Here is a 15,796-nt window from a genome sequence, read left to right on the forward strand (position 1 = left end):
TGGAATTGTTGCCGTAGCATAGCTGCTGCCGAAGCGTTGCTGTTGATTTATAACCTTTTATAAGCTATATAAACCCTTTCGTAGTATTAAGGTAGTCAATTTTTGGTAGTGACCATCATCCCCCGGGCGGCTATTTCTTAAAATAAAATCTTAGAACCTCAACCCTAAAAAATGCGTCAGCACTCAATTTTTATAACCACTGGTACAGTCAAACATGTTGCAACATTTATAATATCGTATATTTGCGATCTAGACTGTTCTTTGCATCATGAAATTGTTCTTACATTATCTGAAAAGATATAAATGGTTAATCGGATTGGCTTTATTACTGGCAACTATTAACCAGGTCTTTTCCCTGCTTGATCCATATATTTTTGGCAAGCTGATCGATCAATTCGCGAATCACCCGACGACCACTGCTAAAGGAGTACAACGAGGTCAAAGTGATTATATCAGCGGCGTTATTCTGCTACTACTTGCATCCATGGGTGTCGCCATGGTTTCGCGTATCGCCAAGGCCTTCCAGGATTATTTCACAAATGTGATCATCCAGAAGTTTGGTGCCAGTGTTTATACCGACGGACTGAAGCATTCCCTCCGCCTGCCTTACCAGCAATTTGAAGACCAGCGCAGCGGCGAAACCCTCGCTGTATTACAGAAAGTACGTACCGACAGTGAAAAGTTTATCACTGCCTTCGTAAACGTACTCTTCGTAGCCCTGGTAGGTGTCATCTTTGTGATGGTGTATGCTTACACCGTTCACAAAAGCCTGGTATTCGTATATACCGGTGGCTGTTTGCTCCTGTCCTGGCTCATGAACGTACTCAGCCGCAAGATCAAGACCATCCAGAAAACGATTGTCAAGGAAACGACCATGCTGGCAGGTGCTACTACCGAGTCCCTGCGTAACATCGAACTCGTTAAAAGCCTTGGTCTCACCCACCAGGAAATCCGCCGCCTGAACTCTACCACCATCCGGATCCTGATGCTGGAACTCAAAAAGGTGCGTAGCATCAGGAGTATCAGCTTCGTGCAGGGGACCTTCGTCAACTTCCTGCGCCAGGTGATCCTGTTCCTGCTCCTGTACCTGATCTATGGCGGTACGGTAACGGTAGGCCAGTTATTCACCCTGCAGCTGTATTCCTTCTTCATTTTCGGTCCATTACAGGAATTGGGCAATATCATTCTCGCTTACCGCGAAGCACAGGTATCCCTCCTGAACTTCCAGCGAATCCTGGAAACACCGGTAGAGGAAACTCCTCCCAACCCTGTTCGGATCAGCAATATCGAATCGCTCACTTTCGACAATGTAGGCTTCCAGCACCTGACCGCAGCCAGCAAGGCCCTCGATCAGATCAGCTTCACGGTGAAAACCGGCGAAACAGTGGCATTTGTCGGCCCCTCCGGCTCAGGCAAAACCACCCTGGTGAAACTGCTGGTAGGTTTATACAATCCTCCTGAAGGCAGTATCTCCTACAATGGCATTAAAAGCTCCGAGATTGATATTGAAGAATTGCGCGCTCAGATCGGATTTGTAACACAGGATACCCAGTTATTCTCCGGAACAATCAGGGAAAACCTCCTGTTCGTAAACCCGCGGGCAAATGACGAAGATATGCTGCGTGTGCTGAAGCAGGCAAGTTGCGATACATTGCTGGCCCGTGGTGATAATGGGCTGGATACTATGATTGGTGAAGGAGGTATGAAGGTGTCAGGCGGCGAGAAACAACGTCTCTCCATTGCCCGCGCCCTGCTGCGCCATCCGCGTTTGCTGGTATTTGATGAGGCCACATCTGCGCTGGATTCGCTGACGGAAGAGGCGATTTCTAATACCGTCAGGGAAATCACCGCTACCCGCGAGCATATTACGGTGATGATCGCACATAGGTTGTCCACGATTATGCATGCCGACAGGATCTTTGTCCTGGAAAAAGGTAGGATTATTGAAACGGGGAACCATATTGATTTGCTGGCTGAAAAAGGGCTGTATTATGCCATGTGGAGACAGCAAATTGGAGAAAGGTAGTTTTGTCTTCTTTATATTGGAGAGGGGAAGTGCGAAAGTGCTTTCCCTCTTTGTTTTAATGGTACGTTCTCTTTTTGCATTAATGGGAGCTTCACTCTTTGTGCTAATAGGAGTTTTTCTTTTTTCATTAATGGGAGCTTCTCTCTTTGCGCCAATAGGAGTTTTTCTCTTTGCGCTGATTGTGCTATCCCTCTTTGTCTTATTTGCAATTTCCTGCTTCGTATTAATTGCAATTTCTATCCTTGTTTTAAAATCCCCTTCCGGCAGATACGTCTCTTCCAACCTCCGCCCGACCTCCGCTTCACTCACCCCTGTCTTCAGCCACTTCGCCGCCTTCCCCGTCATTTCCCTATACACCCCATGCTCCTTCTCTGCCATCTGCCTATACACCGCCGAAGCGATCTTCGCCGCCTTCCCCAACCTTGCTGCACTCCTCCTCGTACCCTCAAATGCAGGCAAGGTCATCACCTCCTTCGCCGTCAGGGAACTTTTCGTTCTCATATAAAATTTCCCATTAGCCGAATAAAGTGAAATATTTCCGTAAGTGCCTTGTAAAGGATTGGGATCTAATATTTTAGCCATACTATAAGTTAGGCTTTTTCAGCGAACTGAACAAACATCTTTTTTACAGCTAATTTCGGGCTTGAATGAATTAAATCCTTCCCTGAAGGCCACCCCAACCCTTCGCCTTTCATATCGCTTCCCCTACTCAATACCGTCGCTTCGCCGTACATACTGCGCACTTTCATGACAATCATGACAAATCACAATCATGACAAATCACAAATTACAACTCCGCTGTATCCTCATCATAATACACAAAGAAATACAAATAGATCACCCTGCTGATCCGCATCATCCACGGCTGCAACAACACCAATAACACCCCATTCACCCCTAGCCACCAAAACACACTATCATCCTCCCAGGAAAGCCCCACAAAAAGCCAGTAACAAATCACCGTAAATACAGAAAACGCTACCCCCAATGCATAACTCACATATCCGGTCCCAAACCAGAACCCTGTCTCCAACTCATATACCTGCCCACACACCGGACACCGATCATACATATTGAAGATCTTCTTAAAACTCAAATGATAAGGATTCTTATCCTTAAACATATCCCCCCTCCTGCAATGAGGGCATTTCATGGACAACATGCTCAGGAAGTAATTTGGTCTTTTCTGGCTCATACACCAAAATTACAATTATATTCTATATCTCCTTTTGCACGACTTTTGTATTACCTCCCCAAAACAAAAACACACCCATTATGCGTCCATCAAACCTGCTTATCATCGTATCAATGGCCCTACTCTCTGCCTGCGCAACCGCCTCGCAGGAAGCAACTGCCGATACCACCGCCGCCCCAAAACAAATCGTAGCCGAACCTACCCCTACTAACGCTGATGTAAAAGATTCCACCAGCACCGTACTTAAACCCCAAGCCGGCTCCTACTCCCCAGAATGTTACAAAGTCATCACCGATATCGTCATGAGCTCCAGCTTCAAAACAGAAGCCGCAAAGAAGGAAAATATCAAAGTGAGAATAGACAGGGAAGAAGGAAGCAAACTCTTTCTGCAGCTTTTCGCCAGCGAAAAAGACCATGAATCTACTTTAGCCTGGCTCAGACTGGATAAGGCCAATGAAAAACTGGAAGACATTACCGTAGATCCTGCAAGCCCGGTGCTTCTGAAATATAACAACGCATTGATCAGTGAACTGAGACAAAATTGCCCATAAAATCAGAAAGGTCGTCCACGCCCGGACGACCCTTCCTTTTCTATCTGTATACGCAACGACTATTTAAAAATTCATCTACGCACTCACTATCTAAAAATCCACCTATACACTCATTATTTATAATTCACCTTCACACCCACTATTTAAAATTCAACGGTATAGCCACCTTCACACTATAATTCCTCCCCATATTAAACACCCCTGTCCTACCCGTCACCTCATTCTCCGGTGCATACTTCAACCTGCTCAAATGATTCTGATACGCCACATCCGTAATATTATTCGCCGCCAGGTGCAATGAGAACAACACCTTCTTATTCTTATTCACCACATCTGCTCCAATCCCCGCATTCCACAACGTATACCCCGGTGTAGCCGTCTCCGTTTGATAAGCATAATACACATTGTTCTGATCAAAAGTCCAATCCATCTGTATCCCCGCATACGCATTCTGGAATATTCCACCTACATGCCTGAACTTCCCTTTCAACTCTGACAACCATCTCGCTGCCGGAATATTAGGCAGGTACTTAGTGGAATCAGCACCATTTGCAATCACCGCTTTCACATAAGAGAATGTATTCTCAAAATGCAGCCAGTCAATCGGATGAGGATGTATATCAATCATCACCTCACCACCATACAAGTTCGCTGTAGACTGCTGGTACTGAAACGCTGCATACCCCTCATCATTATCAGTAGCAGGAATTGAATCCCCACCATTCACACTGCTCAGCTTACGGCTAAAAATGAAGTTACTAATGTGGTTATAAAACAGGCTACCAGTCAATGATACGTGCTCTGAATTAAAATCCACCCCCACATCACCCTGTGTACTCACCTCAGGCTTCAGCGCTTCATTGCCATATTCATACTTAATAGTTCCTTCATGCACACCATTCGCCCCCAACTCTGAAATATTCGGTGCCCTGAAACCTCTCGCTACATTCACTTTCAATGTCACCTTATCACTCGCCGCATAACTCAGACCCGCACTACCGGAGATGTTCGAAAAGTTCTTGCTCAGCGCATGGAACTTCTCTTCTCCTCCACTGCCCACTGGCTTGCCATCTCCATTCAGCATCAATCCATCCACACTGATATGCCTGTTGTCAAAACGTAAACCACCGCTGAAAGTCAACTTATCCCATGTCTTACTCGTCACCGCATACACACCTGCATCAAACAGGTTGTAACCAGGTACCAGGAACTCAGAACCAGAAAGTATATTATTATGCTGCTGCATACCATTTACCCCCACACTTGTCTGCCATCCATTCATATCCACAAATGAATATTTCACACCATAATTGAACGTATTCAGTTTCAGGTACAACTCAGGTTCATCAGGATTTAATACATCCCCAAACTCCTGGCGCCTGTTCCACTGATAACCCAGGATGACATTCAGTCTGCCGCCATTGTGCATATAAAAATTGTTGTCCAATACCAACTTCTGGTGATTGATCTGCTGACGGGGCAAACCAATGGTATAAGATTTAAAATCTTTATTGGTCGCCACAGCTTCACCCTCTTCACCATTATCATTGATTGGTTTAATAAACTGACCCAGTTCATTACGGTCACCTTCCACCAAACCTAACTCCTGGTTAAAGGATGTAAAACGCAGTACAGAAGATCCCCAGTTCTTATTCAAACCAATGCTTCCACCATAGTTGGTGTTATGGAACTTAGAATTATACACGTACCCATCATACTTATTCTTATAATCGTGCGCAAACTTCTGCGTACCATACACACTCCAGCTAAAACCATTTTGAGTTGTGCCTGCCAGGTCTGCGTGATAGGAAATCATCCCATTGTTAGACAGATAATTGGCGGCTATATTGCCTTTCACATGACCAGCCGGCTCAGGACCAGGTGGCACTATATTCACCACCCCTGCCAGCGCATCGGAACCATATACCAGTGATGCAGGGCCTTTCAGCACTTCTACTTTGCTTACATTATAATCGTCGATTTCTATACCATGCTCATCACCCCACTGCTGACCTTCCTGTCTGATCCCATCGCCTATTACCACCACACGGTTGTAACCCAGACCACGGATGAACGGCTTGGAAATAGCCGGCCCCGTCGTCAGCTGACTCACACCTGGCAGCTTGGCCACTGCATCAATGATATTGGTAGATATATTTGCATCCAGGTAATCTTTCCTGATAATGTTCACCGGAGTCGGGTTCTGCTTCAGCGATGTCGCCTGGCTCACACCCGTTATCACCACCTCATTTTCCTCAATCACCTTCGTACTCAAACCAAAATTGATATTGGTAGCCCCATTCACCTGCACAGTTTGCGTGAGGGTCGCATAACCAATAAAATGCACCTCTACCAGGAACTTTCCTTTCGGTAAATTTTTAATCTCATAATGGCCCTGTGCATCTGTAGAAGCACCTACATGCAAATCAGGAAAATAAACTGTCACTCCCGGTAATGGGGTATTATTTGTTTTGTCTGTAACCGTACCACTTAAAGAATTGCCGGCATCTTCATCGGCAAAGGCAGGAGAATAAATAGAAAGTCCTGTCAGTATACTTAATATAACAACACGCAGGTAGTGCATACAATAAATTTGTTTAGATCAATGCATGGCATACATGCATAGCTATTGACATTGCGTCAATTCAATCAGATAAAAGATCACAGGAATAAATCCTGATTTAATAGAAAAGAAAATACTAAAGGAAAGCAATCGCAGGTGGTGCGCGGGGAGATAACATGCGGTAATCGCCATGCATAATAGCCGGCATTACCGGACCAGCATAGCGCCACAATACTGCCTGCTCCAGCACCGCAAAGAAAGTGCTGGTATGCTGGTAAGGTTCCGGCTCTAAATGAAGGAACTGACAGTGCGTGTGTTTAGTTGAAAAAGCCAGGCCATCATGCGTGACAGGGGCATCCTTGGTATCATGGTGATCCATGAATACCTGGTGTATGAACTCCCTGGGAGTCGTATTAAAAGTAAATACACCCAGGAGCAGGATTGCCAGTATCTTATGTAGAAACCTGTTCTTCAAAGTGAAACAAAGGTATGTGAATTCCTTATAAATGCAACAGTGTTGTTAAATTTATTGATGAGTGGCGAAAAAGAAAAAAGGGACGCATGTTGCCATCCGTCCCCTTTATATATTTTAAAAATTTGCTTACACCTTCACTTTCAGCATCGATCTCACCTCCTGGTATACCCCATTCTGCAATCGGGCATAGTAAATCCCCGCCGCCAGTTTTTTACTATCAAACACCGCTGTATATTCACCTCCTGCCATCATATTATTTACTGGCACCCCTACCAAACGCCCCATCGTATCAAAGATCTGGATCATCGTATGCCCGCCACGGGTCTTATACTTCAGCGTGGTAGTATCCACAAATGGATTGGGGTAGTTGGTAATCAATCCCTTACTTCCATTATTCACATCGTCGATACCCGTAATCGTGCCACAGGCAATACCGCTGACAATCGGTAAACGCTGATAATCCTTGAACAAAATAGATTGCAAAGTGGTGTTATCCACACAGAACCACTGCTCCAGCAAACTCGCATATACAGATCTGAAATCGTATTGCATCGGGGTATTATCCGCCACTGACCCGCTATCCGGGATATCCGGCGATGTACCCAGGATCCCCTGCTGTACATAATCTCCAAATACAATCATCGGTGCAGCTGCACCATGGTCCGTACCCATACTGCTATTGGATTTGATACGGCGGCCAAATTCAGAGAAGGTCATGCCGACCACCCTGCGACTGGCTTTCAGCTTGGTCAGGTCATCCATAAATGCCTTGATCCCTTCTGACAGTTCCTTCAGCAGTTCAGCATGGTAACCGGTGGTGTTATCCCCACCCTGGGTCTGACTCGCGTGGGTATCAAAAAAACCCATACTCACCATATACATTCTCGTCTTCAGACCACCCGCTACCAGTCTTGCTACAATCTTCAGCTGTCTGCCCAATTGTGTATCAGGATATTCGCTTTGAGAAGTCACATTCTGTGCAGCTTTCTTGATCGAATCAGAGAATTTGTTGGTCTGCTTGGCTATCAGTCGCACATAAGCCAGCTCCACTCCCGCATGGGTATTGGGCACCGGGTCCACCACATCATCGAGCAGGTTATAAAAGTCCGTAGCACTGGAAATCGCAATACCTGTATTCGCATTTGCTCCCTGGAATGCCGGAGATACAATGGAACCGATCTGGATCGCCAGCGGATCCGGATTATCATCATTCGGATATCCATCAGGATAACCGGGATACTGCGTATCGAGGAATCGACCTCCCCACCCGGTTTCCACAATCTCGTTGGCATCAGAACCTGATACCCAGATGTCGGTAGCGCGGAAGTGGGAATAGTTGGGAGAAGGATAGCCCACGCTCTGGATGATGCAGACCTTACCTTCTTCATATAATTGCTGTACGCCTGACATAGCAGGGTGCAGACCAGTTTTCACATTATTCACCAGGGGCAATAACTTACCCTGGGGGATAGCGATGTTCGGACGAATCGCCTGGTACTTATCATAGAGATCGATAGGCACGACCATGTTCAGGCCATCGTTCCCACCGACCAGCTGGATCATCACCAGTACGTGATCGTTGTCCGCAGCAGCATTTTCCAATGCCGACAATAATGAGGAAGAGCCAAAAGCCTTTACAGCAAACCCGTTGATGAAGGTTGGCAGAATAGTGGCCGGCGCAGTATATTTAAGAAAATCTCTACGTTTCATGTTGATAGAGTATAGGTTCTTCTAAAGATCAGGATAGTTGATATTCGGATAGGTTCATCATGTACTTGTACAAAGTACGCAGGCGACTTTCCACGACTGTGCGCAAAGCAGTATCGGTCGGATAAGCTGCCCAGGCATTCCAGGCATCCGTCCAGTAATAGTCGCTGTCAGGGTTCTGACCACTGAGCAGGATCGTGTTTTTCAGCCATGCCTTGAAGGTGTCTGATACATCTATGCGGTACAGCACAGCTACAGAGTCAGTAATTAACTGCACAGGATCAGAAGGATTAGACAATCTTTGGGCAAAGGCCATCACATCGATAGCAACACCACCATAACCACCTTCGCTCACAATTGCATCGGTGAACTGGTTACGTTTCGGCAGGGTATCGGTATTGATCCACATCTCATGGTACTGAGGTTCCTGGTAGTAAGGCTGCCAGCCGGCTACCTGTGGTGGTTCGCCAATGTCCTGCAGCATACTGGCGGCATGAGAGCGGATTCTGTCCCAGGCATCATAAGCATCCATATAGGCTGTAGGGAAAGTAACACCAAATTCACGCACTAATCCTACGTTGTGATCAATCGGACTCTTGATGAGTGCTGACATATTCAGCGGATCAAAAAAGTGCTCACTCTTGAAAAGGGCTCTGAGCACAGGCAGCAGTTCATAGTTGTTATTCCTGAAAATGTCGGCCAGTGGTGTGATCACGTTAGCCTCTACCGCATCGTCTATGAGGTAGTATACAAACCAGCGATAGAGTTTGCGAACGATAAATTTCGCGCACTCAGGCTGTGCAAAGATGATAGTCAGCAGGTCGTCGAGTTCAGTCGCACCATCCTGACCGGTTTTGCCGGTGATCTTTTTATTGCTGTAGAAGTCAGAGAATTCCTTGTTTTCGATATCATGCTCCGTACTCTCAAAGTAAGTGGTAATGGTATTCGCATTAATGCGGAATCCAGTGAGTACACGGGCGGTAGCACGCACATCTTCTTCCGTATAATGGCTATCGGGGCCTTTACCAACGGTGAAGAGTTCGTGCAGTTCACGGGCATAGTTTTCATCCGCACCTGCTTTGGAGTTGAGGTATCCGTTCAGATATCTCAGCATGGCAGGATCGAGGGTGATAGCTTTCGTGAGTGTTTTAAAATTACCTACAGCATTGGCGCGCAGGGTTGTATTGTATTTGTAGATGTAGCGGGAATCGTGGGTCATATCCATTTCAGTGACGAAGTGGTTATGCCAGAAGAGCGTCATCTTTTCCTGGATACTCCTGCCCTGGTTGATCATCACACCGATCCACCATGCTTTGTAGGAATTCCAGCGTTTGCCATCTTCATCATCAGAGGAAGGTGGTGGTGAGTTCACCCAGGATTCTCCGGGTAAAATACCATGTTCATCCTCACCATAGATGTTTACGGGCTGGGTAGTCACGGGGGTGACGGTGGTGAGCAAGGCCTCCACTGCCTGGTCCAGGCCGAGACCTTTCACCCATGCGATATCTTCAGGAGTGGCACCAAACATAGTACGTTTGAGCAGGTGCACTGCCTGGGCGGTATCGAAAGTGCCGGTGTATGCGGAAATACCTGAATCCGTACGCGAACCGGTGGTAGTCGCTTTCACTGCTGGCTGTCGTTTTGCTGATAGCGAAAGGAATTGTCTGCGATCCATAAAGTAATTGATATGGTTATATGGTATTAGGGATGAGTTTTCTAAATATAGGCTTTCACACGGTACCTGAATAAGGGTACAAGTTAATAAAAATTTTAATGAATGGGAGGAAAAATGTTGCCGGAATCTTTGATCCGCTCCGTATCACTTTCCTCTTTCAAATTGTCATAATTGCATGCAAAGGATCTAAACAACAATCAATATATCATTATGTAAATCAATTTATTGAGAAGGAAATTATCATCTTTTTTAGCTTGTTTTTAGGGGGAATTGACATAGTTTTATGACAGGCGAAAATCTAAATTAAGTAACATGGAAACAGATCCTGGAAGGAATTCGGAGGACAGGTATCCGATTAGGATGGGGATCAACAGCGTGGAGCGTATTTTCAAAAAGTACGAGGTAGATCTTCCTGTATATGAGGGGAATGTGCAGCTTGGAGATTTGGAGCAGGCGCAGGTGGCGTATACATTGAAGGGAGATATTTATAGAAGGGGGGATTTTTTTATTGCATTGAAGGATGAGCGTATGCTGCCTTTGTGGGATAAGGGTGACCTGGTGTTGTTAAAGTATGAGGATCAGGGGGAATTGATTGTGGGAGATAGGTATTACCTGTTGTTAGGAGATGGGCGGGAAATAATTGGGGGCTTGACAAAGCTTGCGGATCTTATCGTCATTACTCCGGAGAATCCGCAGTATGGGCGGCTGGAATTGAAACGGTCGGAGGTATTGAAAATCTATAAGGTGATGGAGGGATTGAAAAGGGAGGAGGCCATCAGGGAACGGGAGAAAAATATGTAGAAGCGAGCTTATATCAAAAGTAATTTGAGGGCTGGAGAATTCAATAAAAGAAAATCCTGCTCATCAGGTATCCGGGTATCCGGATTAATTCCGTGGAATTTACTTTTGATACAAGCTCGCTTTTCGCTAAACGCAGGTGGAAAGAGACAAATTTTGATGCCGCTTTATTCCCATTCTAAACCTACCTCTTTACAGTAATCTTCAAATTCTTTCATTTCTTTCGCATTGATTTCTTCCTGGGTTGGAGGCTTTCCTACACTAAACGTAGGTACAAATGGTTTTTTCAAATATTCCACATGTTTCGGGTTATTGGGATCAAAATCACTGTACGCTTTATAGCGTGGTCCGACTTCTATTAACTTATTACCACATGCAAACCTATATCCGGTAGACTCACTAACCGGCGTTCCTTTTCTGGACATTTCGCTCAAATAGTTTATTTCCGCGACCAATTCGTCGGCTTGCTCCTTCGTTCTAATAGCTTGTTCCAGGGAACTGGGTTTTGGAGTCCATCCCTGTGTATAAACCGGATGTTTAGGTTTCTTTACCCGTATTCTAATCATATTTTTCTTTGTTTTTAAAAATGAAATAATTAAACATTTTTTCTAAGTCTTTATTATTATATAACTCATCCTTTAAAAGCTCGTAGTAGCGGCATGCCACATCACTGGTATCAAAAGGGTTTTCAAATAATTCCGGCCCCTTTCTCTTTACTCTCATGTAATACTTTATGCCGTACATATCAAATCGCTCGCTCAGGAAATCATAATTCTGTTTAATCATCCGGAAGTATACATACGCCCGGGAATTTGTCGACCCATCCAAGCCGACCATGCGGTATGGATACCATTCCAGATACGCTTTCGCAAATTTTAAAATGGTCGAAAATACCATCGAATAATCAGCATGCTTTACACTCACCGTATCTCTGATCCGACCCTTTCGATCCACTGGTCCATATGCCAGGTTATATGCTCCGTCCAGTAATGGCTGTGGTTTATCAGCAATTTGAATCTTGATCCTCTTCTTTTTCCCATTTCTCAACACCGTATAAAAGAACCCCTCATTTCTTTTCTCAAATTCAACCTGATACACCTTCTCGAAATCCAGTTTAACAAACATTGGTTGTTACATTTTAAGGTTAACAATACTTCTCCACCCCGCACTTCCATGCGATTCAATTCCCATCATGTACTATCACTTATTTAAAAATCCGGATGGTAATAATTATGACAAATTATACTACCCTAAATGGCTAAATGAATTGTAGATTCTTCATTTGATAATGATAAAATAGCCCCCTTTAAAACACATAAGCCGCATGGGTCCTCAGACCCGCACGGCTTATGTGATACACTTATCAAATGTAATATTCCTCTCCCTAAAAATAAACTTTATTCCCGTTCATTTTTGTTCATTCATAGTATGAACAAATTAAAAACCATAAACACAACTGCAATTCAAAAAACACAACCCAGTCCTTCAAATTGCAAACTTCCTCTCAACACCCCTAAAAAAAATAAAGCCCTGTGTAATACACAAGGCTTTAAATATTCTGTGACCCCGCTCGGGCTCGAACCGAGGACCCAAAGATTAAGAGTCTTTTGCTCTACCAACTGAGCTACGGAGTCTTCTTATTCCCACACATATCATGTGGTTGGGGTTGCAAAACTACAACCTTAAATAATATTTGACAAATATTATTTAACTTAAATTTCATTAATTTTTAAAAATCTCCGGATATACCCCCGGTAAAATATACTCAGTTATGGAAACAGCATACATTGTAGCCGGATACAGAACCGCTGTGGGAAAGGCTAAACGTGGCGGATTCCGCTTTTACCGCCCCGACGATCTCGCCGTAGATGTCATAACAGGTTTGTTAAAAAGCGTACCCCAGCTTGACCCGAAGCGCGTAGATGACCTAATTGTAGGGAACGCCGTTCCCGAAGCTGAACAAGGCCTCCAGATAGGCAGAATGATCTCAGTGAGAGCCCTCGGTATCGAAGTCCCCGGTGTAACCGTGAACAGATACTGCGCCTCCGGACTCGAAACCATCGCCATCGCCACCGCCAAAATTCAGTCAGGTATGGCCCACTGCATCATCGCAGGTGGTACCGAAAGTATGAGCCTGGTGCCCGTAGCCGGCTGGAAAACAGTGCCTAATTTCAAAGTGGCCAGCACCACTCCTGAATACTACCTCGGCATGGGCCTCACCGCCGAAGCCGTAGCCAAAGAATATAATATTTCCCGCGAAGACCAGGACCTCTTCGCCCTCAACTCCCATCAGAAAGCCATCAAGGCTATTCAGAACGGCTACTTCAAAGATGGTATCCTCCCCATCAATATCGATGAAGTATACGTAGATGACAAAGGGCGCAAGCAACAAAGAACCTACACCGTCGATACCGACGAAGGACCTCGTGCCGATACCTCCGCCGAAGCCCTCGCCAAACTCAAACCCGTCTTTGCTGCCGGTGGCAGTGTGACCGCCGGTAACTCCTCCCAGACTTCCGATGGTGCCGCCTTCGTCATCGTGATGAGCGAAACCATGGTCAAAGAACTGGGCCTCGAACCTATCGGCCGCCTCGTAGGCTGCGCTTCCGCAGGCGTTCACCCACGTATTATGGGCATCGGACCCGTAGCCGCCATCCCTAAAGTGCTGCAGCAGACAGGCAAAAGCCTCAATGATATCGACCTCGTGGAACTCAACGAAGCCTTCGCCTCACAGTCGGTTGCCGTAATCCGTGAAGTAGGTATCGATCCTGATATCGTGAATATCAATGGTGGAGCCATCGCCCTGGGACATCCCCTCGGTTGTACCGGCGCAAAACTCACCGTACAGATCCTCAATGATTTGAAAAGACTGGATAAAAAATATGGCATCGTCACTGCCTGCGTAGGCGGTGGCCAGGGCATAGCCGGTGTCATCGAAAGACTCTAAAAATCCAGCAATAAGACCTTAAAAATCTGTAAATATATTGAAATGCCTCCCTCACAAAGGAGGCATTTCGCTTTTTAAATCTATATACCCCAGTTGAAAAATCATTTGATTACCATACACTTACATCCAATTCCCGCCCCTTTCTTCTATATTTCCCCCATACTCTTAGCCCCCTTATACCTTGATAAGTACTTTTACGTTTTTAAAGTACTCAATCAATAACCATTTTAAAAAATCACTATGAAAACATTCACCTGGCTCTGTTGCTGTGCCCTCCTACTCTTTGCGTGCAACAAACAACAAGATGCCGCCCTGCTATCAAACAAACAAACCGTAGCTGCCACCTCCATCAGCAAAACCACAGGCAAAAAAATCTTTATCCACTACATGCCCTGGTTCGAAACACCCGAATCCAAAGGCAGCTGGGGATACCACTGGAAAATGAACACTCAGAACCCAGACATCATCACCAATGGCAAAAGACAAATCGCCTCTTACTATTATCCTAAAACAGGTCCCTACTACTCCGCCGATCCCGCCATCATCGAGTACCAACTCCTCCTCATGAAATACGCCGGTGCCGATGGCGTTTTTATCGACTGGCCAGGTACCAGGGTATTGTATGACTACCCGGACAACCTTGCTAACTCAAATGCCCTCATCAACAAACTGAACGCAGTCGGCCTGCAATTCAGCATCGTTGAAGAAGACAGGAACTGGGATGCCGGCAATACCGCCGGTGCTCATGGCGACTTCACCTACATGCAAAACAATTACTTTAACAAATCCAATTACCTCACCACAAACGGTAGCCCGGTAGTGCTCAACTTTGGTCCCATCACCTTCCACCAGTCTTCCCAATGGGATGCCATCCTGAGTGGTATCACGCCCAGGCCAAAGATCATCCCGCTCTACGGTTTTACCTCCGAAGTAGGTGCCAATAATGCGGGTGGTGAATTTCCCTGGATCTACCAGGATCACCCCACTGTTGTGAATAACTACTATGCACAGGCAGCCAGTTTTGCACTGCCTATCGGTGTAGTTTACCCCGGCTTCAACTCCTTCTACGCCGCCGGTGCTGCCGATGGCCCTACCTGGCAAATCGCCTTTAATGGTACCGGCACCTTCTCTACCATGCTGGACAAAGCCCTCGCCTCTTCCGTGAGCATCATCCAATTCGCTACCTGGAATGATTATGGAGAAGGTACCATGATCGAACCTACAGAAGAATTCGGCTATTCCTTCCTCACCACCATGCAGCAAAAACTGGGCGTACCCTATGGACAACATGAACTGGAACTGATCTTCCAATTATACCAGGCCCGCAAAGCCAATGCTGGTAACAGCACGGTCCAGGCACAACTCGACCAAGTCTTCAACTACCTCGCAAACCAACAGGTAGCACAGGCAGAAGCATTGCTGAATAACCTGGGCGGCGGCAATACAGGCACCGGCGTGTATATCAAAAACAAATGGCTGAGCACCTATCTCTATGAAGAGAATGGACAGGTAAAATATAGCACCTCCAATACCGGTAATCAATATAAATGGGTACAGGAAACCGTGAATGGACATATTCGTTTTAAAAACCTCTCCACAGGACATTACTTGAATATCGAACACCTGTACTCCTATGTAGAAAGTAGCAATGTACCGAACACCTACTATAGCAGTTACTGGGTGCTGGAAAATTATAATGGCTATACCAGGTTGAAAAATGAATGGCAAAATAGCTACCTGAATCTTGAAAATCAGAGTGGATTAGCACAGTGCACAGTAGTGCCTGATTATTTCGAAAGCAGTCAGTGGACCTTACAACAATAATTTTCTAAGACCGGTTCCCCTTTCTTAAGGAACCG

13 protein-coding genes and 1 tRNA gene are annotated in these 15,796 nt (G+C 45.6%); 6 read left to right on the forward strand and 8 right to left on the reverse strand.

Translation table 11 applies throughout. From position 1 onward, the window contains the following. Nucleotides 1-268 precede the first annotated feature (268 nt). Both DXN04_RS14470 and DXN04_RS14475 read left to right on the forward strand, forming a co-directional pair. The gene (locus DXN04_RS14470; RefSeq protein ID WP_116854063.1) at nucleotides 269-2,026 is read left to right on the forward strand and encodes an ABC transporter ATP-binding protein; all 1,758 of its coding nucleotides are present in this window, start codon (nucleotides 269-271) and stop codon (nucleotides 2,024-2,026) included. Beyond that, nucleotides 1,992-2,531 (forward strand): hypothetical protein, encoded by a 540-nt coding sequence (locus DXN04_RS14475; RefSeq protein WP_116854064.1) that lies wholly within the window; start codon nucleotides 1,992-1,994, stop codon nucleotides 2,529-2,531. Before DXN04_RS14470 ends, DXN04_RS14475 begins: the two co-directional genes overlap by 35 nt. A gap of 282 nt (nucleotides 2,532-2,813) precedes the next feature. On the opposite strand, the gene DXN04_RS14480 is transcribed toward DXN04_RS14475, so the two are convergent. Further along, the gene (locus tag DXN04_RS14480) at nucleotides 2,814-3,221 is read right to left on the reverse strand and encodes a DUF983 domain-containing protein (RefSeq protein WP_116854065.1); all 408 of its coding nucleotides are present in this window, start codon (nucleotides 3,219-3,221) and stop codon (nucleotides 2,814-2,816) included. Nucleotides 3,222-3,301: 80 nt separating this feature from the next. Between DXN04_RS14480 and DXN04_RS14485 the strand changes: the two genes are divergently transcribed. Beyond that, on the forward strand, nucleotides 3,302-3,772 hold the full coding sequence (locus tag DXN04_RS14485; RefSeq protein WP_116854066.1) for a hypothetical protein: 471 nt from the start codon (nucleotides 3,302-3,304) through the stop codon (nucleotides 3,770-3,772). A gap of 139 nt (nucleotides 3,773-3,911) precedes the next feature. Here the strand turns inward: DXN04_RS14485 and DXN04_RS14490 are convergent, their stop codons facing one another. From DXN04_RS14490 to DXN04_RS14505, 4 genes are all read right to left on the reverse strand, one after another. Further along, a complete protein-coding gene (locus DXN04_RS14490) occupies nucleotides 3,912-6,356 on the reverse strand; it encodes a TonB-dependent receptor (RefSeq protein WP_116854067.1) in 2,445 nt (814 codons plus the stop codon). 115 nt (nucleotides 6,357-6,471) lie between these two features. Next, nucleotides 6,472-6,810: a hypothetical protein gene (locus DXN04_RS14495; RefSeq protein WP_116854068.1), complete on the reverse strand. Its 339-nt coding sequence runs from the start codon at nucleotides 6,808-6,810 to the stop codon at nucleotides 6,472-6,474. Between the two features lie 126 nt (nucleotides 6,811-6,936). Further along, nucleotides 6,937-8,520 carry a DUF1501 domain-containing protein gene (locus DXN04_RS14500; RefSeq protein ID WP_116854069.1) on the reverse strand — a complete coding sequence of 528 codons (1,584 nt, stop codon included), beginning with the start codon at nucleotides 8,518-8,520 and terminating at the stop codon, nucleotides 6,937-6,939. 28 nt (nucleotides 8,521-8,548) lie between these two features. Then, complete coding sequence (locus tag DXN04_RS14505) at nucleotides 8,549-10,192, reverse strand: DUF1800 domain-containing protein (RefSeq protein WP_116854070.1); 1,644 nt, start codon at nucleotides 10,190-10,192, stop codon at nucleotides 8,549-8,551. A gap of 312 nt (nucleotides 10,193-10,504) precedes the next feature. Here DXN04_RS14505 and DXN04_RS14515 point away from each other — a divergent pair, with 312 nt between their 5' ends. After that, nucleotides 10,505-10,993, forward strand: coding sequence for a S24 family peptidase (locus tag DXN04_RS14515; RefSeq protein WP_116854072.1), 489 nt, complete (start codon nucleotides 10,505-10,507; stop codon nucleotides 10,991-10,993). A 164-nt stretch (nucleotides 10,994-11,157) separates the two neighbouring features. Here DXN04_RS14515 and DXN04_RS14520 read toward each other — a convergent pair whose 3' ends face one another. From DXN04_RS14520 to DXN04_RS14530, 3 genes are all read right to left on the reverse strand, one after another. Next, nucleotides 11,158-11,556, reverse strand: coding sequence for a hypothetical protein (locus DXN04_RS14520; protein ID WP_116854073.1), 399 nt, complete (start codon nucleotides 11,554-11,556; stop codon nucleotides 11,158-11,160). Next, on the reverse strand, nucleotides 11,549-12,115 hold the full coding sequence (locus DXN04_RS14525) for a DUF6934 family protein (RefSeq protein WP_116854074.1): 567 nt from the start codon (nucleotides 12,113-12,115) through the stop codon (nucleotides 11,549-11,551). Before DXN04_RS14525 ends, DXN04_RS14520 begins: the two co-directional genes overlap by 8 nt. A 436-nt stretch (nucleotides 12,116-12,551) precedes the next feature. Then, a tRNA-Lys gene (locus DXN04_RS14530) sits at nucleotides 12,552-12,624 on the reverse strand. 137 nt (nucleotides 12,625-12,761) lie between these two features. Between DXN04_RS14530 and DXN04_RS14535 the strand changes: the two genes are divergently transcribed. Both DXN04_RS14535 and DXN04_RS14540 read left to right on the forward strand, forming a co-directional pair. Continuing rightward, a complete protein-coding gene (locus DXN04_RS14535; RefSeq protein WP_116854075.1) occupies nucleotides 12,762-13,937 on the forward strand; it encodes a thiolase family protein in 1,176 nt (391 codons plus the stop codon). A gap of 240 nt (nucleotides 13,938-14,177) precedes the next feature. Continuing rightward, entirely contained in the window at nucleotides 14,178-15,761 is a 1,584-nt protein-coding gene (locus DXN04_RS14540; RefSeq protein ID WP_116854076.1) for a glycoside hydrolase family 71/99-like protein, read from the forward strand. The last annotated feature ends 35 nt before the right edge of the window (nucleotides 15,762-15,796 follow it).

Origin of the sequence: Chitinophaga silvisoli, assembly GCF_003412465.1 — a bacterium.
In the GTDB taxonomy this organism is placed as follows: Bacteria; Bacteroidota; Bacteroidia; order Chitinophagales; family Chitinophagaceae; genus Chitinophaga; species Chitinophaga silvisoli.